The sequence below is a fragment of the Nitrospirota bacterium genome (assembly GCA_030684575.1).
Taxonomy (GTDB): domain Bacteria; phylum Nitrospirota; class Nitrospiria; order Nitrospirales; family Nitrospiraceae; genus Palsa-1315.
Genome location: JAUXVD010000008.1, coordinates 262,892 through 284,497, shown reverse-complemented (window position 1 = coordinate 284,497; position 21,606 = coordinate 262,892). Strand labels below are relative to the sequence as shown.

General features: G+C 58.9%; 23 protein-coding genes. 3 read left to right on the top strand and 20 right to left on the bottom strand.

What is annotated here, in order from left to right; all coding sequences use genetic code 11:
• The first annotated feature begins 6 nt into the window (after positions 1-6).
• Complete coding sequence (locus Q8N00_04515) at positions 7-369, top strand: cytochrome c (GenBank protein MDP2382045.1); 363 nt, start codon at positions 7-9, stop codon at positions 367-369.
• A 220-nt stretch (positions 370-589) separates the two neighbouring features.
• On the opposite strand, the gene glgP is transcribed toward Q8N00_04515, so the two are convergent.
• From glgP to Q8N00_04485, 6 genes are all read right to left on the bottom strand, one after another.
• A complete protein-coding gene (glgP, locus tag Q8N00_04510) occupies positions 590-3,109 on the bottom strand; it encodes an alpha-glucan family phosphorylase (GenBank protein ID MDP2382044.1) in 2,520 nt (839 codons plus the stop codon).
• Positions 3,110-3,226: 117 nt separating this feature from the next.
• Entirely contained in the window at positions 3,227-3,529 is a 303-nt protein-coding gene (locus Q8N00_04505; protein MDP2382043.1) for a hypothetical protein, read from the bottom strand.
• 77 nt (positions 3,530-3,606) lie between these two features.
• Positions 3,607-4,089 carry a c-type cytochrome gene (locus tag Q8N00_04500; protein ID MDP2382042.1) on the bottom strand — a complete coding sequence of 161 codons (483 nt, stop codon included), beginning with the start codon at positions 4,087-4,089 and terminating at the stop codon, positions 3,607-3,609.
• A gap of 26 nt (positions 4,090-4,115) precedes the next feature.
• Positions 4,116-4,592 (bottom strand): hemerythrin domain-containing protein, encoded by a 477-nt coding sequence (locus Q8N00_04495; protein ID MDP2382041.1) that lies wholly within the window; start codon positions 4,590-4,592, stop codon positions 4,116-4,118.
• A 199-nt stretch (positions 4,593-4,791) separates the two neighbouring features.
• A complete protein-coding gene (locus Q8N00_04490; protein ID MDP2382040.1) occupies positions 4,792-5,148 on the bottom strand; it encodes a TraR/DksA C4-type zinc finger protein in 357 nt (118 codons plus the stop codon).
• Positions 5,149-5,176: 28 nt separating this feature from the next.
• A complete protein-coding gene (locus Q8N00_04485; GenBank protein ID MDP2382039.1) occupies positions 5,177-5,488 on the bottom strand; it encodes a YtxH domain-containing protein in 312 nt (103 codons plus the stop codon).
• Between the two features lie 334 nt (positions 5,489-5,822).
• Here Q8N00_04485 and Q8N00_04480 point away from each other — a divergent pair, with 334 nt between their 5' ends.
• A complete protein-coding gene (locus Q8N00_04480; protein MDP2382038.1) occupies positions 5,823-8,273 on the top strand; it encodes a PAS domain S-box protein in 2,451 nt (816 codons plus the stop codon).
• 13 nt (positions 8,274-8,286) lie between these two features.
• Complete coding sequence (locus tag Q8N00_04475) at positions 8,287-9,435, top strand: response regulator (GenBank protein MDP2382037.1); 1,149 nt, start codon at positions 8,287-8,289, stop codon at positions 9,433-9,435.
• A 441-nt stretch (positions 9,436-9,876) separates the two neighbouring features.
• Here the strand turns inward: Q8N00_04475 and Q8N00_04470 are convergent, their stop codons facing one another.
• The 14 genes from Q8N00_04470 to Q8N00_04405 form a co-directional block, all read right to left on the bottom strand.
• Positions 9,877-10,440, bottom strand: coding sequence for a c-type cytochrome (locus Q8N00_04470; GenBank protein ID MDP2382036.1), 564 nt, complete (start codon positions 10,438-10,440; stop codon positions 9,877-9,879).
• A gap of 66 nt (positions 10,441-10,506) precedes the next feature.
• Positions 10,507-10,950, bottom strand: coding sequence for a DUF2231 domain-containing protein (locus tag Q8N00_04465; protein ID MDP2382035.1), 444 nt, complete (start codon positions 10,948-10,950; stop codon positions 10,507-10,509).
• A gap of 19 nt (positions 10,951-10,969) precedes the next feature.
• Entirely contained in the window at positions 10,970-11,902 is a 933-nt protein-coding gene (gene ppk2 / locus Q8N00_04460; GenBank protein MDP2382034.1) for a polyphosphate kinase 2, read from the bottom strand.
• Positions 11,903-12,058: 156 nt separating this feature from the next.
• Positions 12,059-12,418, bottom strand: coding sequence for a DsrE family protein (locus tag Q8N00_04455; protein ID MDP2382033.1), 360 nt, complete (start codon positions 12,416-12,418; stop codon positions 12,059-12,061).
• Positions 12,419-12,486: 68 nt separating this feature from the next.
• Positions 12,487-13,893 carry a c-type cytochrome gene (locus Q8N00_04450; GenBank protein ID MDP2382032.1) on the bottom strand — a complete coding sequence of 469 codons (1,407 nt, stop codon included), beginning with the start codon at positions 13,891-13,893 and terminating at the stop codon, positions 12,487-12,489.
• Between the two features lie 36 nt (positions 13,894-13,929).
• Entirely contained in the window at positions 13,930-14,502 is a 573-nt protein-coding gene (locus tag Q8N00_04445; protein MDP2382031.1) for a c-type cytochrome, read from the bottom strand.
• 155 nt (positions 14,503-14,657) lie between these two features.
• The gene (locus tag Q8N00_04440; GenBank protein ID MDP2382030.1) at positions 14,658-15,839 is read right to left on the bottom strand and encodes a sulfite oxidase; all 1,182 of its coding nucleotides are present in this window, start codon (positions 15,837-15,839) and stop codon (positions 14,658-14,660) included.
• Positions 15,836-16,273, bottom strand: a complete 438-nt coding sequence (locus Q8N00_04435) for an OsmC family protein (protein ID MDP2382029.1) — start codon at positions 16,271-16,273, stop codon at positions 15,836-15,838. Before Q8N00_04435 ends, Q8N00_04440 begins: the two co-directional genes overlap by 4 nt.
• Before the next feature lie 225 nt (positions 16,274-16,498).
• A complete protein-coding gene (locus Q8N00_04430) occupies positions 16,499-17,338 on the bottom strand; it encodes a c-type cytochrome (GenBank protein ID MDP2382028.1) in 840 nt (279 codons plus the stop codon).
• A 268-nt stretch (positions 17,339-17,606) separates the two neighbouring features.
• A complete protein-coding gene (locus Q8N00_04425; protein ID MDP2382027.1) occupies positions 17,607-18,929 on the bottom strand; it encodes a cytochrome b N-terminal domain-containing protein in 1,323 nt (440 codons plus the stop codon).
• A gap of 81 nt (positions 18,930-19,010) precedes the next feature.
• Entirely contained in the window at positions 19,011-19,556 is a 546-nt protein-coding gene (locus Q8N00_04420) for a ubiquinol-cytochrome c reductase iron-sulfur subunit (protein ID MDP2382026.1), read from the bottom strand.
• On the bottom strand, positions 19,553-20,356 hold the full coding sequence (locus tag Q8N00_04415; GenBank protein ID MDP2382025.1) for a sulfite exporter TauE/SafE family protein: 804 nt from the start codon (positions 20,354-20,356) through the stop codon (positions 19,553-19,555). Before Q8N00_04415 ends, Q8N00_04420 begins: the two co-directional genes overlap by 4 nt.
• Positions 20,357-20,369: 13 nt before the next feature.
• Positions 20,370-20,954, bottom strand: a complete 585-nt coding sequence (locus Q8N00_04410; GenBank protein ID MDP2382024.1) for a superoxide dismutase family protein — start codon at positions 20,952-20,954, stop codon at positions 20,370-20,372.
• A 312-nt stretch (positions 20,955-21,266) separates the two neighbouring features.
• Positions 21,267-21,476: a DUF2892 domain-containing protein gene (locus Q8N00_04405; protein ID MDP2382023.1), complete on the bottom strand. Its 210-nt coding sequence runs from the start codon at positions 21,474-21,476 to the stop codon at positions 21,267-21,269.
• Positions 21,477-21,606: the final 130 nt, after the last annotated feature.

The window sequence follows — 21,606 nt, the reverse complement described above, 5'->3', positions numbered from 1 at the left end:
TGACGCATGAACATCCTGAGCGTGATCAGTGCGGTATGTTTGGTTGTGTTGGGAAGCTCCTGGGCCATCGGGCAGACCCCCCGCGGAAATCCCAAGGACGGACATGTCGTCTATGAAAAGAACTGCCTCCGTTGCCATGGAGACAAACTGGACGGGAACGGTCCTGACAGCCGGGATTTGATCGTACGTCCAGCCAATCTTCAATCGCAAAGTTCGCGATCAAAGACCGATTGGGAACTGCTCGTGACGATTACCAACGGTGCGTTATATACGCCCATGCACGGATTTCGCGGCAAGCTGACGGACCAGCAAATCTTCGATGTGCTCTCGTATATCAGATCTGTGGCACCGGCTGACAGGGTCAGCTAGCGCGGTACTGCGTTCCCGGCATTGTCTTCGTTGCACGGTCCTTGGCCTTCCTGCAAACACGTGTTCACCCATGTCTCGACGGATTTTTTCTCTACTCCGGCATGATCCCATTGTGTGGACCACGGGGCTGTTCAAGCCGCTCATCAAAAAACGCAGGTCTCGCCATCTCATTCACCACCTCGCTGGCTCACGCGCTCGATTCGTGACGACGAGGGACCATTCACTGTTTCCATAGGATGAGTGACTCCTCCAGCGGCACCATGGCCTCAGGATGAAAGGGCACAATGCGGGGCGTGAAATGGTTCGCGGGACGTGTGGAGGGGCCCTCTGCCTGGAAGAGATACCCATGTACCGCGCCGGGGATCGTCCTCACCTGTCGCATCGCAATGTGCGTGGGCCGGTCTCCGTCGTTCAGCGGATCAGCATAGAGTTCTACTCGTACCTGGTCGGGCTCAAGGTCCCCGAAATAGACGGGCACTTCGAAGTGCCAGTGGTTCCCCTGGCTGGTGATCTGGAGGTCGCCGAACCGGATCTCTCTCCAACCTTGTCCTACCCTGGCATGCCAGGCTTCTAATTCAGCCGCCAGCTTACCCCCGTTTTCGAGACGACGTCCCACCGACACACTCGCTGCGGAATAGATCGTATCCACATACTCGCGCACCATCCGGTTGCTGCTGAACTGCGGGGTGAGGCGTGACATGCTCGCCCGGATACGCGTCAGCCACGCATGTGGAATCCCGGCATGATCTCGATCGTAAAACTCCGGGACGACTTGCTGCTCCAACAGCTCGTAGAGCTTCGTGGCTTCCACCGCATCGTACTCCGGTTCAGGATGCTCCCGACCGTCGCCCAATGCCCAGCCCACCTCCGGCGCATAGGCCTCGGCCCACCATCCGTCCAGCTCCGATAGGTTGAGGCCTCCATTGACCAGCACCTTCATCCCGCTGGTTCCGCAGGCCTCCCACGGCCTCCTGGGAGTATTGAGCCAGACATCGATGCCGGCCACGAGGTACTGCGCCAACGTCATATCGTAGTCCTCCAGGAACACGATCCGACTCCAGATATCCGCTCGTGTCGAGAAGCGAGTCAGCTCGTGCACCAGACGTTTACCTTCCTCATCATGAGGGTGCGCCTTGCCGGCCACGATCAACTGGACGGGACGGTCCGGATGGCAGAGCAGCCGTGCAAGCCGATCCGGATCCTGCAGCATGAGGGTCGGACGTTTGTACGAGGCGAACCGTCTGGCAAAACCCAAGGTGATCGTATTGGGGTCCAGGATCTGTTCCGCCAGTCGGACATGCTCTGCCGCCGCACCCCGTTCCCGCATCTGGCGAACCAACCGGCGGCGGGTGTATCGAATCAGGGCATATCGCTCGGATGCGCGAATCGACCACAAGTCGTCGTCACTCACCTGACCGATGGAGGCGCACATTTCATCGAGCCTGCCCAGCCATCGTTCTTTGCCGCAGGTCCCGGTCCACAATGCATCCGCCTCGCGTGAATCCCAGGAGGGCATATGCACGCCGTTTGTCACATGTCCGATCGGGACCTCGGACGACGGCCAGCCGGGAAAGAGCGACTGAAAAATTCCCCGGCTGACGGCGCCATGGAGCCGACTGACTCCATTGACCGAGCCGCTCCCTCGCATCGCTAAAAAGGCCATGTTGAAAGGCTCGTTCCGGTCGCGTGGATCCTTACGTCCCAACGCGAGCAGATCGTCCATCGGCACCTGGACCAGATCCGCAAGATGCGCGGCATACGGGCGAATGAGCTCGTGGGAAAACCGGTCGAACGCAGCTTCGACCGGCGTATGAGTGGTGAACACGTTGCCGGCTCTGGTAGCCCTGAGCGCCACCGGGAACGGATGCCCCGTCCGGCGCATGAAGCTGAGGGAACGCGCCAGCACCGCAAAGGCGGCATGACCCTCGTTGAGGTGGCAGATCTCGACATCGAGGCCGAGCTCTTCGAGCACGCGCCACCCTCCGATCCCGAGAATGATCTCCTGCGTCAGGCGCATCCGCTCATCACTGGGATAGAGATGTGCCGTGGCGCCGCGGTCAGGAGGGCTATTGAGCAGGTCGTTGCTATCCAATAAGTACAAGGTTACTTTACCCACCCGTGCCTGCCAGACCCGCAAGAGAATGGCCCGTCCCGGCAATTCCAAGCGGATTCGCAGCCAGCCTCCTTCGCGATCAGGCGTCGGCGTGATAGGGAGTGTCATGGGATCGTTATACGGAAAGGCCTCGCCTTGCCGGCCATCAGGATCCAGGATTTGCCGAAAGTATCCCTGTTGGTACAGGAGGCCGATCCCGACGACCGGTACCCCTAAGTCGCTTGCGGTTTTCAGGAAGTCACCCGCCAGAATACCCAGGCCTCCCGAATAGATCGGCAGCGCTTCTCCCAGCCCGAACTCCATACTGAAATAGGCAATCCCTTTCGGGCCTCGTGCGCCTCGCTCACGTCCGAACCAGCCGGGGTCTTGCAAATAGCGCTGCCGCTGCGCGAGCCATGTTCGCAGTTCCGCTGCGAACTCCGGATCCCCGGCGGCCTCTTCCAAACGGGCTTGCGAGACACTCTGCAAGATAAAGTAGGGGTTACCGGTACGTTCCCAGGCCTCGGGATCCAGCCGTTCCCACAGCCGGTCGGTCGCGTGGCTCCAGGTCCAACGAAGATCGAGTGCGAGTTCAGCCAATCCCTCGAGCCCTGGCGGGAGGGGTCGATTAAAAAAATACGCTAACATGTCTCGCTGCTCCCTGGTCCGCACATGATGACCAGCTTCATTGGCTTATCGCCTGCCAAGGCCTGTCGCTCCCATCGATGACGATGCCTTCGAGGCCATCTGCAGATCCCTTCTCTGCTAGTAGACGATCGGCGGTCGTTTCTCATCGACGACCAGCATCAGCCGTCGATGTTTCAGCGGTCGCTCAGGATCCCGGGTATAGTGGGAGAGATCTTCGGACAGGTCCGTGCGACTGAGCGGCACCGAGATACGTTGCCTGACATGGGGCACCTGAGTTTCGATGGACAGGTCCACTAACTGCGAACTGCAGCCTGTGACTTCCGCGTTCAGGTTCTGTGCATCACGGAAATGGACCGTGACCCGTTCTTCCGGATTAATCCACTCCACGATCTTCTTGATTTTTTCTTCAATGGTCATCATTGCTCCCCCCTGTTTCGTTGACGCTATCTCTTCAGGGACCATCGGCTCTCGCTGCAACCTGCCGCGTCCGTTCTCTCTCACCGCGACCGACGGGCCTTGCCGCCCGCTCCTTCGCTCCTCAACAGGGCCAGAAATGCCAGGGTGTCCGTGAGCTCCTGAGTCGTCATCGTAGTATCGGGGAACATACCTGTGCCGGGATGGCCTTCTCGTATGGCGTTGAACCGGGCTTTGTCGGTAGTCAATCGAAGCGTCTTTCGTTGCCTGAGGTCGGGCGGCGAAGGATCGAGTTGCGCGATGAGCGCAGCCGTATCTGCCGCGAGTTGCGGTTCTTGGTCCCTGTTCCCATCAATGCCGTGGCAGTAGTAGCAGACGCCTTTCCCGTTGAAGACCGCTCTCCCACGCTCGGCATCGGCTTGAACCTGTGCCCTCTTCTCCGACTGCTGCGAACCGGCCCATACATTCATGTCTGACATGTGTGTCGATTGGATCGCCCACCAACCCATGAGAAGGAAGCCGGCACAAGATAGCCCCCGGAGAGTTTTGCGCATCGAATCGGTCATCACATCACCCTTTCACTCGATCTCTGTCAATGCGTTCCACACCAGCCCTTGTAGCGGCTCTCTGGTATTTTGTTCATATCCTGGAACACCCCCTCTCGCTCGTCCGCGCTGGTCGCCCTATCGATCGCCGAATAGAGGACCTCCTCTTCCGTCATGTTGTGCCGCTCAAGCAGATCCACGAACGTCTGTTCTTCCTGATCGCTCTCCGGATTCTGCGCCTGCATCTTGCGATCGATCGCGGCCAAACTTTCTCCGATCTCGCGGTGCTCCTGGCGCATGACGAAGGTGGGGCCTCCTTCGGTCATGCCGGTTTTTTTCTCCCACAACGGGAACAATACGCCCTCCTCCCAGACCATATGCCGCTGGAGGCCGATTTTGAAATCCGCGAATGCCTGTTGCGCTTTGGCGGGATCTGTCCGTTTCAGCAGATGAAACGTCTTGAACAGTTCATCCAGCCGGTCATGATCTTCATCGAACATGCTGCTGATCGTGCGTTCTGGCATGCAGCGCTCCTTTCCTATGAACTTCGCAGTTTGTACTCCAGATGACAGGCCACGCAGGCTTTCAACATGTTGTTGAGCGGCGGCAGGATTCTGAATGAATGAGGCCTCAGCAATTACGACAAGATCGGGACGGGCCATGAAGCCGCGCACTCGAATCGGCCCCTTGTCGATCCGCGTAAAAGCGGACAGCTAGCATCTGTCATGCCCTCGACGCCGCCTGTTGTTCCTCTGCCTGCGCGCAACCTATACATTTGGCCGCCTCGAGGAGAGCCTCCAGCCTGGCCTGGGGAATGTCCATTCCGCATTGTTCGCATCGGCCATACTGCCCGGCCTCCAGCTTGACGAGCGCCCGGTCGATCGCCTCGATCTCAGCCTTCGCGCGTCCATCCAGTCGATCGAGCAGGCGCACCATGTTCTCTTCCTGCCCCCGCTCCCCCACTTCGCTCTCGACATCGGTCTCAAGCCAGAGCAGTTCGCCTTCTGTTTGTGCAACCTGCCGAAACAACTCACGCCGTTGGGTGAACAGCTTCCTCCGAATATCGGCGACCTGCAGCATCGCAATACCCTCCCTGACGATGGCCACGTCAGCTACAACATTTATCCATTTTTTCCTTCACGGTCTCTCGTCCAGCCTTGACCGCCGCTTCGACTTCTGCCGCTTTCTCTGCGAAGAAATGCTTCCCACGCTCGATGGTCTCATCAAGGGCGGCTCGCGCCTCCTTCGCCTTCTCCAGAACTTCTTCCTCAGCCCTTCTGGCATATCGCTTCACATCCCGTCGCGTCTCTTCTCCAGACTGCGGGGCAAGAAGCAGACCGGCCACGACTCCAGCCACCGCTCCCCCGATGAATGCCAGTGCAACGGCCTGCGCCGAACCTTTTGTCTCTTGATTGTCCATATGATTCCTCCTTGGATAGATGGGGTTCTCTCAAACTGAAAAGCGAAGGGCATGCCAGAGAATCAGCGCGAGGGAATCACTGATTCCTGTGGTTTGACAGGGGCTTAAGAAATATCGAGAAAAATGAAGCGAGTTCCCTGGGGCATTCCAGGTCTGATAGAAAAACGCTGCTGTCGCAAAAGGCGACAACTCAGATTGCAACACATGCCAACGGGTGGCGTGGCCCTATTCAAACCCACACATTGTAGAGTCGCTCTACCACTGATATACTCGTTTATCCTTAGGAAACGAGAGGATAGCGGCGCCGTAGCCAATTAGAGGCGGGATCGAAGCGATGAACAGACCTGCCATCCCACACAAGATACCGCTCGGGCTGGTTGCGCTATTCTGCCTGCTCGCGCTCGGCGCCGAAATTGCCGAATATCAGTTTTTTGCACACCTCAAATCGGAAAAGAAAACCTCCACGTTCAACGAGCTGGCCAGCATCGGTCAGCTGAAATCAAGCCAACTGTCGGCCTTTCTCAAGGAACGCCGGGGGGATAGCCTGGTCCTCACGGACCTGCTGCATGTCGGGCTGGCTCAAGGCTGGTGGGCAACCAAAGGGAGCGAGGTCCCCGCATTGCTCCAGCAGCCCATCGCGTCCGCCGTCGCCTATTATGGCTATACCGGAGCGACGATTCTCGACGCCACTGGAAACGTACGCTATCGCACCGGCCGCTCCATGAACCTGTCCGAGACGGGACTCTCACTCGCACGACAGGTCGTGCGCACATCACTTCCGCCGTTTTCGGAACTCTATGCCGCCGACCCCGCTGTGCCGGAGCAACCGATGCTGGACACCTTCGCCCCGATCAAGGGAACAGACAAGACAACCACCGTCGGCGTGTTGGTATTGCGAGGGACCTGGGAAGACCTGTTCACGATGATTCAAACCTGGCCGGGGAAGAGCCGTACTGCCGAAATCGAGCTGATCAAGCATGACAACGACCAGGTGATCGTGCTCAATGAGCTCCGCTACAGGACCCAGACCGCCTTGACGCGGAAGGTCCCCACCACACTCGATACCTTTCCGGTCGTCAAAGCCGCGCATGGGCGGTATGGCCCGCTGGAGAGTCCCTCCGACTATCGCGGCCATGCCGTACTGGCCCATATCGTCCCGGTTCATGGTACTCCCTGGAGCATGGTCGTCAAGGTCGATACCGAGGAGGTCCTGGAGCATCTGCAGCGCCTGCAACAGATTGCCGCGACAGGCACCCTGATTGCCGCCGCGGGGTTAGGACTCTGGACCCACCGCTGGCAGCACAAGCGGGAACAGGACAGAGTCCGGCACGAAGTGCAGCAAGTCGAGCTGCGTCTGGCCGCGGTCATCGAATCCGCCACGGATGCCATCATCACCGTCAATGAGGACCGGCACATCGTGCTGTTCAATCCGACGGCGGAACGGTTGTTCGGATGTTCCGCACAGGACGCGCTGGGGCAACCGCTCGACCGCTTCCTCCCCCATCATTTTCAAAAAATGCTGTATGAACACCGCCTCGCCTTCAATCCGAGCGATAGCCGTCCACAAAAAATAGGCCTGTTGGGGATCTCCAGCGGATTACGGGCCAACGGACAGGAGTTCCCCATCGAAGCCTCGCTCTCGCAAACAGAGACCGACGGGCACACCATCTATACCGTCATCCTGCGCGATATCACCGAACGTAAACGGGCAAAGGAACACCTGATTCGAAGCGAAGCGCAGCTGAAAGAAGCCCAGCGCATTGCGCAGATCGGGAATTGGGAACTCAACCTCTCCAGCTCTACGCTGACCTGGTCCGATGAACTCTTCCGCATCTTCGAGATCGATCCGGGACAGTTCGGCGCCTCATTCAAGGCGTTTCTCGACGCGGTCCATCCGGAGGACCGATTCCTGGTCAACGAAGCCTATCTCACCTCGCTGGAAACCCACGAACCTTACGAAATCATCCATCGGCTGCGCATGGCGGACGGACGAATCAAGTTCATACAGGAACACGGTGAGACCCACTACGACGAGGCCACCGGCCGGCCACTCCGCTCCACCGGCACCGCGCAGGACATCACCGCGCTCAAGCAGGCGGAATTGCGGATCGAGGCGTCGTTGCACGAGAAGGAAACCCTGCTGCGCGAGGTGCATCACCGGGTGAAGAACAATCTCCAGATCATCTCCAGCCTGCTCCATTTCCAGGCAAAGAAAACTCGGCAGGGACAGGACCGGTCCATCTTCTCCGAGGGACAGGATCGGCTGCGCGCCATGATCCTGGTGCATGAACTCCTGTATCGCTCAACCGACCTCCACAAAGTCCCCCTCGGTGAATACCTGAAAACCTTGACGGACCAACTACGACGCTCTTTCCGCGAGTCCGCCAGCCGCACGCACCTCCGAGTCGAGGCAGCAGACCTCTCGGTGCCGGCCACCATCGCCCTGCCATGCGGCATGATCGTCACGGAACTCGTGACCAACGCATTTAAGTACGCCTACCCGGATGGCAAGAGCGGCCCCGTACTGGTACGCATTGCGGCGCGCGAACGTTCCTTCCTCCTCTCAGTCTCGGACGAGGGCTCCGGTCTTCCTGCGGAGTTCAATCTGGAGCAGGCCACGTCCTTTGGGCTGCAATTGGTCACAAGTCTAGCCGATCAACTTGGGGCCAGGCTCACCAGGCCTCTCGGCATAGGCACCGAGATTGTCCTTGAAGTGCCCATCCCCTCCGAAGCGATGACACCGGAGCACCCGTCACAGTCACGATCACCCATTTTGAGAGGCTGAAGGCCTGTACCGTATGCAGACGACACGCATCTACATCGTGGAAGACGAAGCGCTGATCGCCATGGAGATCAGCGATCGCTTGACACAACTAGGCTACGACATCTGCGGTCGAGCGGCACGCGGCGAGCAGGCGTTGGAGGAGATTCCACGGACCCACCCCGATATCGTGCTGATGGACATCCGTCTGGCCGGTGAATTGACCGGGACCGAAACAGCCGCCCGCTTACGCAAGCGTCTCGACGTGCCGGTCGTGTTCCTGACCGCCTTCTCCGATGACTCGTTGCTCAAGGAAGCCATCGACACTGAGCCGTTCGGATATCTCGTCAAACCCTTCGAAGAGCGCGAATTACACGCGACTCTCCAGGCAGCACTCTACCGGCACCGCCTGCAGCACCAACGCATGCACGATCGAAAGTTGGAAAACCAGCTACAGATAGCCGGCAGCATCGCCCACGAGTTCAATAATCTGCTTCAAGTCATCACAGGCCATCTGACCCTGTCTCGAATGGCCTTGCAGGAGGACCATCGAGGCATAGCCAGGAACCTCGACGAAGCCATGCGGGCCGCGCAAACCGCCGCGGATATCACCAGCAGGTTGTTCGTCTACACCGGGAAATCACACATCGGACTCAAGCTGACCAATCTCAATGAGATTGTGCAGACGTACTCTGCGGCTCTCCCGCTTCCTCGCGAGGCCACCAGTCGTCTGCAGCTACACCTGGGTGATGGGATTCCATCTATCATGGCCAACGACCAACAAATACGGCAGCTCCTTGACCAATTGGTCACCAACAGTGTCGAGGCCATCGGCGCCACCCCGGGAACCATTCAACTCAGCACAGGGACGATGGAGTGCGACGAAGAACAGCTCTCCCATAGCTATCTGGAAGGCACCACGTGCCCTGGGACGTTCGCCTATCTGGAGGTGGAGGATGACGGATGCGGCATGGATGACGCCGCCCTTCAACGGGCCTTTGACCTGTTCTTTAGCACCAAGTTCCTGGGCCGTGGGCTTGGCTTGCCATCCGTCCGTGGGATCGTGCAGTCGCATGGGGGCGGTCTCTTAGCCACCAGTAACCCCGGACAGGGCACCAAGGTTCGCATCCTCTTCCCAATCCCGGAGACGCCACCAGCAGCCACATCACTCCCGCGCCCCCAATAGGTCTAGCAGGCTGTTGACAAAAGCCCCCAGCGGCGTTCCCGCGGCGCACAGAGGCTCAACGTACTGCCGTGAGTACGCTTCGCCTCTCCGCTTGCTGCGGCCTTGCTGGACGACCTTTCTGAACAGCCTGCGACTACGTCTGCCAGCATTTGCAATTGTTCTGACAAGTGCATTTCTGCAGTGGCTTGGTTGTTTGTCAACAACCTGCTAGGAAGGCAGGATCGATCAGCCGAACACGATTTTGGTGGTAGATGATGCCGCACCGATAAGGATGTTGAGCCAGGAAGCGCTGGAGCGCTATCGGGTGCTCACCACCGATAGCAGGGAGATGATCTCTACGCCCAATAAGTGGCAACAATAGGAGGGCCTGTTACCCGCCTCATCGACAAACCACAACACACGTAGACATCCACAGACCGCGAGAATTTCACTGACATCCTGTTACCGGCCGCAGGCTTCGCCTTCACAACCGCCCATGCCGCCTCTCGGTCCACGATGTTCCATGCCGCCCATGCCACCGCCCGGTCCCATCATGGAGCCCCTGCCTTCTCCATGACCCATCATGCCCGGACCATGCTCGCCGCCGAAACTACGCTCGTACTGCATGATGGTCCAGACTTCTTCGTCCGTCAGTTGCCCGTCAAATCCAATCATGCTGGTGCCGGGGGAGCCATGCTTGATCACCCAGAAGATTTCGCCTTCCGTACGATGGCGCCAGAATCCATGGTGTTGGAAATTGCGAGGCGAAGGATCCAACTGAGCCGCCACCGGCCCATTACCGTCTCCGTCTTTCCCATGACAGTTGAAGCAGGTGCCCTTGCCGTTGTAGAGCGCCTTGCCTTGCGCAACGATCTCCGGGGAACTCGTCAAGGGGCTCGTCAATGCGCGAGCTTCGGCCAACTTGTCAGCCGGCACCCGCGGCTGCATCATAGGCCGTTCGGCGGCCCAGGCAGGGAGGGCAAGAGCCGCTACAGTGACCAGCGCCATAACCATACCCGTCTTCATCGTGTTGCTCCTTCGATCATCTGATTGATACGCATCGTTCACCGTTCAGCGCGGTCCAGCACCCTGTTAGGGAGTCACCGGGGACATCACGGCTTTCACACCGATTCCATAGGTATAGACGAGTTCGCCGCCCCAATAGCCTGTCAGAGTCAGGATGACGATCCCGATCGCACCAAGGCCGAGCGTGAGAGAAGGGATTTCATTGAACCATCCCCACCGCATGGCGAGACGCAGCCCCAATAGCGCGCCGAACACGACCAGCGTGACCGTGCCCAGACTCTCGTGGAGTTCAAGGACCGATTCCGGCGCACCGGCCCGCTCGGCCAGCTCCTCCTCCATTCCGCCCGTCACCACCGCCAGCGCCGCAGTCACGACACCGGCGAGTAAGGTATAGAGGCTTGTTTCTCGAAGACCTCCGGTCGGCCAGCGAGAGGCAAGGGCATCGAACGCCACGCTGGCACACAACAGCGCAATGGGAAAATGGACCACGATCGGATGAATCGGATGCATGAATTCTTTTTCTCTCCTGTCACAAGTCCAATTCCACCATCTTGCGGTGGAATCGGGTAATCACATTGGGATCCGGCGTCAGGCGAATCGGCGCATCCTCTTTACCTTTATACGGCAGCAAGTTCAACACATGCCGGAGGCTCTCCAATCGCGCCGCCTGCTTGTCGTTAGCCTTGACGATGATCCAAGGGCTATAGGTCGTGTGCGTCTTCCCGAACATCTCTTCTTTGTAGCGCGTGTAGGAGTCCCACAGTTCTTGCGCCTTCTCATCGACCGGGCTCAGCTTCCATTGCTTGAGCGGATTCTGCCGGCGCGCCTCGAATCGCTTCTCCTGCTCTGCTTTGGAGATGGAGAACCAGAACTTAATCATGGTCACGCCGTCTTCATACAGCATGTGCTCGAACTCTGTGACCTGCTGCAAAAACCGCTGATGTTCCTTCTTGCTGCAGAACCCCATCACCGGTTCAACCACCGCGCGGTTGTACCAGCTGCGGTCGAAGAACACGATCTCGCCCTTGTTGGGCAACTGGCGGATATACCGCTGAAAGTACCATTGGCCCCGTTCTTCGTCCGTGGGTTTCGGCAACGCAACCACCCGCATGGCGCGAGGATTCAAATGCTCGGTGAACCGACGGATGGTGCCGCCCTTCCCCGCTGCATCGCGACCCTCGACGAGGACGGCAATCCGTTCCCCCTGGCGCTGAACCCACAGTTGCAGCTTGACCAATTCAACCTGTAACTGCCGCAGCTCTTCTTCATACAACAGCGTCTTGCGCACCTCTCCGATATCGACCACTTTGGTTTCGAGGAGCTGAATAAGACCTTTTCTCGTATTGACCCGCCTCAGATCATCCTCAGTCAAGGCATGGCCCGGTTCGCCGATACGTCCGAGCCCCTGTCCGGCGGACCCGCTGCCCGGCGAAGGATATCCATCCCCTTCACGCGGCACCATCGTTGGAATGGTCTCCAGCTGCGTGACATCGAGCCGCTCGTCCTTGGCGACAGACTCGTCGATGTCCCCCTCATCCCCTCGATCTTTTCGGCTTTTTGATTTCCCGGTCGATTCGCCATCGGCTGACATATCACGACTCCTTCCTTCGCTGCGGAATCAGAACGCCACGTTGCGGTCACGTTCGGCTACGGCCTTGATATAGTCTCCCATACCTTTGATCGTGGCGCCAGAAACGAGCTCTCCCACGCCGATCTGCCGTGCCACGGCGCAGGCTCCGCAGACCCAGATGGGAATATTCGCCGCCTGCACAGCAGCCAGCAAGTCTTTCAATGGCGTCAGATTGACTCCCGTTACATGCTCTGCAGTCCCCTTGCGTCCAAGCGCCACGGATTCGTTCCAGAGCCAGAGCACGACATCGTGCCCCTGCTCCTTCGCAACCTTCGCAGCCATGAATGGCAAGGTCGCCATCGTGGGATCGTCCGTGCCCCGGCTTCCTGAAATAATAAATGTTGCCATGATCGACTCCTTGCATACGCCACCAACTGTCAGCGATCAGCAGAGGCTGACCGCTGACCGGGTGACTGTTACTTGGCTAGTGAACGAATGTAGTGAATCAACTGCCAGACCTGCTCATCCGGCAAGCCGGCAAAGGACATCATGCCGGTTCCGGGCGATCCGTTTTTGATGATCCAGAACAGTTGACCGTCAGGAAGGTCCTTCATCATCGCGCCGCACGTGAAGTTTCTCGGTGGCGGCACTAAGGCCGCGCCCATGAATCCCTTTCCGTCTCCGTGATTGCCGTGGCACATCGCGCAGGCGACGGGCTGTGCCGTCTTGAGAAACAAGGCCTTTCCTGCCTCGATCGTCCCGGCAGATGCGGGAAGCGGATTCGTCTTGGCCAGGAATTCATCCGGGGCCTTCGACGTCTTGCGCGATTGCACACAGGCGCCCGAGGCCCCGACGCCCGGAGCAGAGGCCGCTTCAGGCGCACCCTTGAAGGTCACCTTCAAATAGGCCATGACATCGGCAACGCCTTGCTGTCCGATGGTGAGGCCCCAATAGGGCATCGTGGGTGATTTCCCCACTGCCTTCCCGCCGTAATAGATCACGTTGTACAAATAGTCGATCGGCACCTTCTCAAACGGAATATTTGCGTGAATCGCCGGCTTCGGATCCAATCCCGATGCGGCCGGGCCATCACCCTTCCCTGTTGCGCCATGACATTGGGCACAATATTCCTTATAAATCACCTTGCCGCGATCCGGACTTGCGTGACCGAACGGTTCGCTCTTCCAGGGCTCGTAATAGTGAAAATCGTCCCATCCTCTGGTGGCGATGTAACCCGTCACATAACGCAAACCCAAGGCGCTCACATCACCTACAAATTCGCCACTGTGCGGCACATAGTCCGGAGGATTGGAATTGAACCGATAAATCCAATCGGCTTTGAGCCGTTTGCCGGCCTCTGCCATTGAGGTGCTTTGCGGGCCGCCCATAGTTTTGTCGCCTTCGCGTACTTGATGACAGCCGATACAGGCATGTTCCCTGAAGATTTTTTCACCGAACGCGGCTTCCTGTTTGCTGAACGTAGCCATGTCGATCGCACCTGCCGTCACTTTGGGATCCAGAAATTCGGTTTCAAGAAGCTTGGCCACCTCTTCCGCATCCGTCTGGGAAATGGCCATATGGGGTTGAGGAGTCTGTGACTGATCCCAACGATAACTCTTCGCGTATAGAGGAGGCTCTTTGCCCGCCAGCCAGCTGACCAGCCATTCGTGTTTGAACTTGCTGCCGACTCCAATCAGATCCGGTGCTTTCTTCTCCAGGCGGGACAAAGGAGCCCCTTCTACCCGATGGCATCCAGCGCAGGTGTTCTGCACCAGTTCCTTCGCCCGGACCTGATCGCTTCCGAACAGCATCCGCGGGGCAGACATCAGCCCCACCAGCGTGAGCAGCGCCCCTCCGACCATCACACCTTTTCTTACGTTCATGACCACTCCTTCCGCTATGATGAATTCCGCTGTCCGCTACTTGGTCGATAACCAGGCATGAATATCCGCAATCTCTTGATGGCTCAGCACCGAGCCCCAGGCCGGCATCGGCCCTCGTCCATGCAGGACCGTGTCCCAGAACAAGTCCTCATGTTTCAAAATTTGATTCTTCGCCAGCTTCGGCCCCATCCCGCCCGTGGCTCCAGCCCCATGACAGGCCTGGCAATTATGTTCGAAGAGACCGGCGCCCCGGGCCGCGACTCCTGTGACCGGACCTTCAGCTGCCGGGTCCTGCGTGAACGGCTCCGCCTTCCTCATTTCACTTTCAAGCGGCGGGAGGTGATCCGGTGCGCCGGGATGATACCGCGCTGAGAGAAACCGCACGAGCAGATCAGCCTCGTCCTTGGAGATCTCCGCACCCCAATGTTTCATTTTCTCGACCGTGGCTTCCCATCGCTCTCTTGGCAATCGCTGCTGGGTAATGAGATCAGGACTGTGGCAGACGGAACAGCGTGCGATGATCAATCCCTCTGCGCGGGGTGCCAATGCAACACTCACCGTGGCCAAATCGTCCTCCTGCGCCGCCGTCACAACGGCCAGACCCGCCATGATGATGACCACCGACAGCGTGGCAACGGAGAGAGAGCATGCGGAAAAAGGTCTTCCGGCAAGGCCGCAGCGAGCGATAGACCCAGGTGGACGTTTCATGTACGTTGAAGGCGTGAGCAAAGCGAGAACGAAGCTGGAAGCCTTTTGCAGCATGCTCACGCCGACACCGTCACGGTCACGCGATCCCACCCATTCCACAAAAACCCGCTGGGACTCCAGGGAGTGGTTGCCGGCTGCTGCTCGCCATGGGCATCCGTCGCACGACAGAGAATCGTGAATGTGCCTGCCGTCTTCGCCTTCCAGACCAACTGCCATTGTCTCCATGCGTAGGGGCGATCTTCGCCTACCAGCCTCGCCGACTCCCACGTCTTCCCCTCGTCAAACGACAGGTCGACCTTCACGACCTTCGCCTCACCACTCCAGGCCATGCCTTGAATAGTGACGGGACCGGACTTCACCGACTCACCTTCTTGTGGCGCGGCAATGAGCGACTTCACAACCATCTCCTCCACCGGCTTGAGATCGCTTGCGGCGATGGCCTCGCCAGGAACAACCGGTCTCGTTGGATAGCGATAGGCCGTTTGCATGTAGTACCCCTGGGCTTCATCTTGGCGCACCGTGATCTCCGTCAGCCACTTGATGCAGGAGTCGGCCATCCAGCCAGGCGTAATCACTCGCAATGGCGCGCCATGTAACAGCGGCAAGGGACGCCCGTTCATTTCATAGGCGAGAATCGTATCAGGATGAATCGCTTTCTCCAGAGGAATACTTCTGGTAAAGAGCGGCACAGCGGCTACGACAGGCCGATCCGCTCCCTGGAACTGCACGTGATGCGCGCAGGCTTGAACCCCGGCCTTCGCCAAGAGATCCCGCAGCCGCACCCCGGTCCATTCGGCATTCCCGACGGCACCACGCTCCCATTGCACGCCGGGGACCTTGGGTCGGTGAAATGCCCGACCGTTGCCGCTGCATTGCACCACGGCGGTGATGGTCACAGCGTCCAGCTGACGCAGGTCCTTCAGCGTGAAACTCTGTGACCGTTCAACCAGGCCGCCGATGCGAAGTGTCCAATTGGCCTCGGTGATGGCGTCAGGCGGCGGCGGGCCGAAGTGACTCCGCACAAAGAAGCGATGGTTGGGTGTCAGGAACGGTCTGAATTCGCGCACCGGCGTTTCGGCATCGAAGGGCCTGGTCACATGGACCGTCAACGGTCCCGATTCGTTCCGGGCCAACTCTTCCCTGGCTGCCAGGACAACAGGAACATGACGACTGACGATGACGGCGGCACCAAGCCCTTGAAGCAGCCGTCCGAGCAATGAACGCCGCGAGATAGTCATAGAGTATTTGTGCCTCCCGATGGCTGACTCCCAGCATGGCTATGAGGATTCAGCGTAATCGCTACGTTCGGCGCACCTGCCAGCGACTGATGGACGGTGCAGGCATGCGCAACTTTCAAAAGACGTTCTTTGAGATCCGGCGTCAGGCGATGAGGAAGATGGATCGCCAGAGCAATCGCGCCGACACGATGCGGGCCCTCGGCCATCGTCCACTCGGCATCGACTCTCAGTCCGTCCCGAGGAATATCGTGGCGCGCGCAGAACTGTCCGACAAAATACCCGACGCAACTGGCCACCGATCCGACAAACAGCTCGACGGGACCCATCCCGGCATCCTGCCCGCCGTCGTCTACCGGTTGATCTGTGACGATACGATGTCCGCCGCTCGTGATGTCGTAACGCATCCCACCATGGTATGCCACGGTCAGTTTCATCACGCACCCCCTCTTGCAGGAAGTTTCGCTGTCAGCCACAGGCAGAACGAGCCCACCGGAAGGCCAAGCGCGAAGATTCTTGCCCCGCCTGCCCGCCAGGGAATCACTGGATCCGCATAGGTGGTGTCATTCGTCATGGATCAGCCGCCTTCCCTGTACGGTTAGAGCCAGCGCGCTCGGAAAAGATTCGCGTCACGATGCCCGCGTTCCGTTTCAATCCTGCGCTTAGTATGGTGAATCTTTCGGCTTGCCGCCTTTCGGCCAGTCATTCGTTTTGCCGGGAAAATCCGGTCGCGGCTGGGCATTGATAAATGCGGCAACGTCGTACGCATCGTCGTCCGACAGGGTCCACCCCTGCATGCGCGGCATGTTCGATTTGATGAAGGCTGCGGCCACGCTCACCCGCGCCATCCCTGCGGCAATGCTATAGGACTGCGGTCCCCAGACCGGCGGCGCGGCCATCGTTCCCAAACCGTCGGAGCCGTGACAGTAGGCGCATTTGTTCGTAAATATCTTTTTCCCGTTGGCCGGATCGAGTGGCCTCCGTGAGGCAATGTGCTCGAGACCCCTCCAGGGAATGGTCGCGCCTTGCGGGACGCCCTCAGAAAGCCAGGTGATATAGGCCACGATAGCCTGCATCTTGGAACTGTCCGGTGGAAGGGCTCGCCCGTTGAGGCTCCGTTCAAAACATTCGTTGACGCGATCGGCGAGCGTATTCACCTTCGCGTTGCGGGAGCGGTACAGGGGATAGACTGACGCAAGACCGACGAATGAGGCCGCGTTCGGATTGAGGCCGCCGTCAAGGTGACAGTTCGTGCAGTTCAGCCGATTGCCGACATAGGGCCGGCCATATTCCTGAGTATTGACGACAATCTCATAGCCCAACCGGATCTGTTCGCCGAGCCGACTGCCTGGAATGGTTTCGGGGGAAGGCGGAGCGAACTCGATCGCGGCACTGTCGGTTCGATCTGTCCCCTGAAACTCCTCGGTCTTCACCCGAGCCGTCTCGCCGGCACAGCTCACGAGCATGGTCATCCCGAAAACCATCGACAACAGCCACATCATGTCTCTCTCCTGTGCCAAGACCATGCCATGATCGCCGACAACATGGCTGCTGCTTTGACCATTAAATCCATCGATTCGACTTCAGCTCCCATTTCTACTGGAGCGAAAAGCCACAGGGCCGACTCCCGACTTGCTGCCGGATGCCACAGGGCTACACAAGTGGCAAGGGAAACGAAAGTAAGAGACCAACATTTCTTCTGGACCCCAACCTCTGGCCTCACACCCACGCATTGGCGGTGGCGGCAGGAGCGCTCGTGACTAGCACAGGTTAGGACGGGGTCAGCTTGAGGCTCAGCATATAACTCGTCAGATCCTCGAGTTGCTTCTCATCCAGCGGAAATTTCGGCATGAACGACCCGGGCGATACCGATTGAGGATCCCGGAAATGCTTGAGATGCCATGCTCGTTCAGGCCTCTTGTCGCCGACGTAGGACAGGTCAGGCCCCACAGCGCCACCTTCACCATGAATGAGATGACAGCCGACGCAGCCGAACTGGGCATAGAGCGCGTGCCCGCGCGCGACAGCCGGATCCACCCGCGGCACGGCATACAAATTCTTGAGCGAGATGCCCAACAGTGAAAAGACCACGAGAAGAAACAGCAGCCCGGAGACCAGCGCCGCGGGACGCTTAACCGGATTGCGCACCGGATTCCTGTCGATGAAGGGCCAGAAGAAGAGGCCAAGGATCACAACCATCGGCAGCACCCAGGTCGCCAGCGGCTCCAGCGGCCCATGCACGTATTTCAGTAATTCGTAATAGAAGAGGAAATACCATTCCGGCACCGGCACGAAACTGGTGTCGGGGGGGTTCGCCTTGTCGGTCAGAGGAAAGGGCAGCAGCAGCGAGAGACCAGCAAGCACGACAAATACGATCAGCATGACGACGGCGTCCATATAGACCTGCCGCGGATAAAACGTCTCGCGGCCGAGCGCCGCTCGCTCATCGGTCCAGGGCCCGGCTGGGCCCACGCGGCGTAAAATGAAGAGATGCGCGGCGATCATGGCGACCACGATCGCCGGCAGGAACAACACATGGGCGGCAAAGAACCGGGACAGCGTAAGAGCCCCCAAGACCTCCCCGCCCCGCATGACCTTCATCAAGAACTCTCCGACCAGCGGCACCGTCCCCACCATATTGAGCCCGATCTGGGTCGCCCAATAGGCCGTCTGATCCCACGGCAGCAGATACCCGGTGAAGGCAAACGCCATCACGATGAGAAAGAGCATCACGCCGACCATCCACATCACTTCGCGAGGCGACTTGTAGGCCCCATACAAAAAGGTCTGGAGCATATGCAGTCCGATCGCGACCACCATCCCCGAGGCGCCCCAATGGTGCAGCCCGCGCACGAATGCGCCGAATGTGACCTGTTCTTCTATAAACTGAATACTGTCGTAGGCGTGATCCGGCGTCGGCGCATAATAGATGGCGAGAAACATGCCGGTGACGGCTTGGAGCAGGAAGAGAAAGAGCGTGGCCGAGCCGAACACATAGATCCAGCTCGCGCCACCGGGAATCGGCTCATCGAGCAGAGTCCGTTCGACCGACTTAAGATTTAAGCGGCGGTCAAGCCATGCATACAGTGGCATCAATGCTCCAAACTAGAGTCAAGGAAAGGGGGGAGATCGCGAGGCCGAGCATTTCTCATCGCCTACCGCCTCGACCCTCTCCTATAGTTCCACCGTCTTCGATAGACCCGCCTTGAACTCTTTGTACATGACGAGCACCCGTCCTTCTTCAATTTGTACCGGCAAGCGGTCCAAGGCACGGGGTGCCGGACCGGCTAACACTTCTCCCGTCACATCGTAGACGCTGCCATGACAGGGGCATTTGAACTGCCGGTCCGTCGTATCCCAATGGTAGCCGCACCCCAAATGCGTGCACAGAGGCGCGAATATGGTGACGGCTCCGTCCGGCTGCTTCACCGCCCAGACGGCCTTCTGGGTCTTGGCCTCCATGTACCCGTCTCTGGCGATCGTCACATACTCTAGCTGAGTGGGTTCGCCTTCCGGCAAGGTATCGAGACGGCCAACCTCAACCCACGATTGGGCCCTGCGCTTCAGCGCGGGAGAAATCACATAGCCTGCCAAGGGGATCGCGAGCCCGAGCCCGATGAGGCCTGCCGCAACCCTCGTCACCCAGGCAAAAAACCTCCGCCTCGAACCGACAGGCGTATGGTCCCCCCCTTTTTCAAGAAACCCCGATTGCTCACTCACGACATGCCCCCGTTGATCTTCCAGAGATTGTGACCGATGAGGATCACCGCGACCGCCCATGCGACGACGGCGAAGGCTCTGGTTAAGCGCGTGGGGGAGAGGGTGCGACTCACCTGCCTCCCGGCCAACATGCCGATGACGGCACCGGCGATCAAGAACGAGAGGAGGCGCAGATCCAGCGGAGCGAGACGGACATGCGCAGCGACTCCCGCCAACGCAATGAGCGTGACGATCAGCAGGGAAGTCCCCACCGCCACTCGCATCGGAAATCCGAGCCACAGCGTCAGGGCTGGCACAATCACAAACCCTCCTCCAACCCCGAAGAATCCGGTCAACAGGCCGACCACCAGTCCAATCCCGCTCACTTTCACCCAGCAGGCTCGCGGAAACAGATCCGCGCAGATGCTACGCTCCTGAGGATCCTCCCGCAAGGTCGTGCGCCACCACATCTGTCCGGCGGCCACAATCATCAGCAGGCCGAAGAGCAGGAGCGTGATTTCCTCCCGGACAAACCTGTGCCCTGCGACTCCCACCCACCCGCCGATCATACCGGTGCCGCTCAGTAGTAGCGCCGCCTTCATCTTGACGAGGCCCGACTGAAAAGATTCGATAGCGCCGATGCAAGCTGCAGCGGCGACAAGCGCGAGCGAGAGACTCGCGGCTTCCTGCGCTGTCGTCCCCAGGACATAGACCAGAAGTGGAATCGCCATCAGCGACCCCCCGCTTCCGGTTGTGCCCAGCGAAAAACCGACCAGCCCTCCCGCCGCAACGGCGAGGATCGGCAGTTCGCCGCCTGTCATGCCGCACGATCTTTCACTCTTTCACAATCACGCCGCAGGCGATGCGGGGTCCGCCCGGCGCATCTTTTGTCGGCGGGTCCGGCAGATACTTGTCGTCTAACTCATGGATGATGAAGGCGCTCCCGTCCTTATCGAACAAGCTGTTGAGCCCCTCAGACAGGGTCACCCGGCTCGTGATCGTATAGAGCGACCCTTTCCGGTCATCGTTCACGGAAAGGCTCTGGAGGTCGCCAAGATGGTAGGGATGGTTTCCTAAGCCGGGCGTGACGTTCGCCTCCGGATTGATTGCCGGATCGACATTTCCATCATAGTGCCCCTTGGCCGCCGAAAAAGGCTCGCAATTGCCGGTCTCGTGAATATGTATCGCATGACGTCCCGGCTTCAGCTTGCTGTCCGGCGTGCCCTCGAGCTTCAGCTTGATCCTGACGCGCCCTTCATACTCCTCGTAGAGATACGCCTCTCCCGTAATACCGGGACCCGAGATGAGCGCCCTTGCATGCAGCTTCGTGTCCAGCTTCCCCGTGTGGTAAGACGAGCAGCCGACTAGTGGCATAAACGCTGACAGCACGAGAGCAGTTCCCATATATATACGATTCATCGTTTCCTCCTTCGTGATCCGATCCTTGAACCTAACGACACCCTTATTGAACGCAGCGCGTGAAGATATCCTTGCAATGGTTCTTGGCCCCCAACCATGCGGCACATCTCGTGGACCTCTCGACTTCGCGCCAGGGACCGAGAGTTCGACAAGCTCGGCTTCTCCTCCTGGTACAGCATCGTTGTCAGCCCCTGGACGTGCGCTCGCTTTGCGGCATACCGGCACAGGCAGTGAACTGCAGTCCCGCCAGTATCAGTACTCCCAGCACTTTCAGCCTCACATTCTCGCCGTACGGCTTGCTGACAGGTGTCCTTATCCCTTTTTCGTGGGACAGGTATTGATTCCCAGCAGGGTCCAGACCGGGCAGAAACTGATCGCGCCCGTGACCAACATGATCGTCCCGAACAGCAACGCGATTCCGGTTCCTACCGGGGGCAATCCGGCAAAGGCTCCGATCCCGAGCAACGCAATCCCCACGACGATCCGGATCGGTCGTTCAACTCCACCTACATTGCATGCCATAACTGCACCTCCTTCTTTGAGCTATCAGCCGTCAGCGTACGGATTCAGAAACCATCGGCTAATCGTTATCTTGATGGGTTTGAGGCATCGCCTGGGAAATGGATTCGGCCTTATTCAGATTTGCTCTCTA

Coding starts and splice junctions, on each gene's coding strand:
- Q8N00_04515 (MDP2382045.1), top strand. CDS start 7: ATGAACATCCTGAGCGTGATCAGTGCGGTATGTTTGGTTGTGTTGGGA.
- glgP (MDP2382044.1), bottom strand. CDS start 3,109: ATGTTAGCGTATTTTTTTAATCGACCCCTCCCGCCAGGGCTCGAGGGA.
- Q8N00_04505 (MDP2382043.1), bottom strand. CDS start 3,529: ATGATGACCATTGAAGAAAAAATCAAGAAGATCGTGGAGTGGATTAAT.
- Q8N00_04500 (MDP2382042.1), bottom strand. CDS start 4,089: ATGACCGATTCGATGCGCAAAACTCTCCGGGGGCTATCTTGTGCCGGC.
- Q8N00_04495 (MDP2382041.1), bottom strand. CDS start 4,592: ATGCCAGAACGCACGATCAGCAGCATGTTCGATGAAGATCATGACCGG.
- Q8N00_04490 (MDP2382040.1), bottom strand. CDS start 5,148: ATGCTGCAGGTCGCCGATATTCGGAGGAAGCTGTTCACCCAACGGCGT.
- Q8N00_04485 (MDP2382039.1), bottom strand. CDS start 5,488: ATGGACAATCAAGAGACAAAAGGTTCGGCGCAGGCCGTTGCACTGGCA.
- Q8N00_04480 (MDP2382038.1), top strand. CDS start 5,823: ATGAACAGACCTGCCATCCCACACAAGATACCGCTCGGGCTGGTTGCG.
- Q8N00_04475 (MDP2382037.1), top strand. CDS start 8,287: ATGCAGACGACACGCATCTACATCGTGGAAGACGAAGCGCTGATCGCC.
- Q8N00_04470 (MDP2382036.1), bottom strand. CDS start 10,440: ATGAAGACGGGTATGGTTATGGCGCTGGTCACTGTAGCGGCTCTTGCC.
- Q8N00_04465 (MDP2382035.1), bottom strand. CDS start 10,950: ATGCATCCGATTCATCCGATCGTGGTCCATTTTCCCATTGCGCTGTTG.
- ppk2 (MDP2382034.1), bottom strand. CDS start 11,902: ATGGTGCCGCGTGAAGGGGATGGATATCCTTCGCCGGGCAGCGGGTCC.
- Q8N00_04455 (MDP2382033.1), bottom strand. CDS start 12,418: ATGGCAACATTTATTATTTCAGGAAGCCGGGGCACGGACGATCCCACG.
- Q8N00_04450 (MDP2382032.1), bottom strand. CDS start 13,893: ATGAACGTAAGAAAAGGTGTGATGGTCGGAGGGGCGCTGCTCACGCTG.
- Q8N00_04445 (MDP2382031.1), bottom strand. CDS start 14,502: ATGGCGGGTCTGGCCGTTGTGACGGCGGCGCAGGAGGACGATTTGGCC.
- Q8N00_04440 (MDP2382030.1), bottom strand. CDS start 15,839: ATGACTATCTCGCGGCGTTCATTGCTCGGACGGCTGCTTCAAGGGCTT.
- Q8N00_04435 (MDP2382029.1), bottom strand. CDS start 16,273: ATGAAACTGACCGTGGCATACCATGGTGGGATGCGTTACGACATCACG.
- Q8N00_04430 (MDP2382028.1), bottom strand. CDS start 17,338: ATGATGTGGCTGTTGTCGATGGTTTTCGGGATGACCATGCTCGTGAGC.
- Q8N00_04425 (MDP2382027.1), bottom strand. CDS start 18,929: ATGCCACTGTATGCATGGCTTGACCGCCGCTTAAATCTTAAGTCGGTC.
- Q8N00_04415 (MDP2382025.1), bottom strand. CDS start 20,356: ATGACAGGCGGCGAACTGCCGATCCTCGCCGTTGCGGCGGGAGGGCTG.
- Q8N00_04410 (MDP2382024.1), bottom strand. CDS start 20,954: ATGAATCGTATATATATGGGAACTGCTCTCGTGCTGTCAGCGTTTATG.
- Q8N00_04405 (MDP2382023.1), bottom strand. CDS start 21,476: ATGGCATGCAATGTAGGTGGAGTTGAACGACCGATCCGGATCGTCGTG.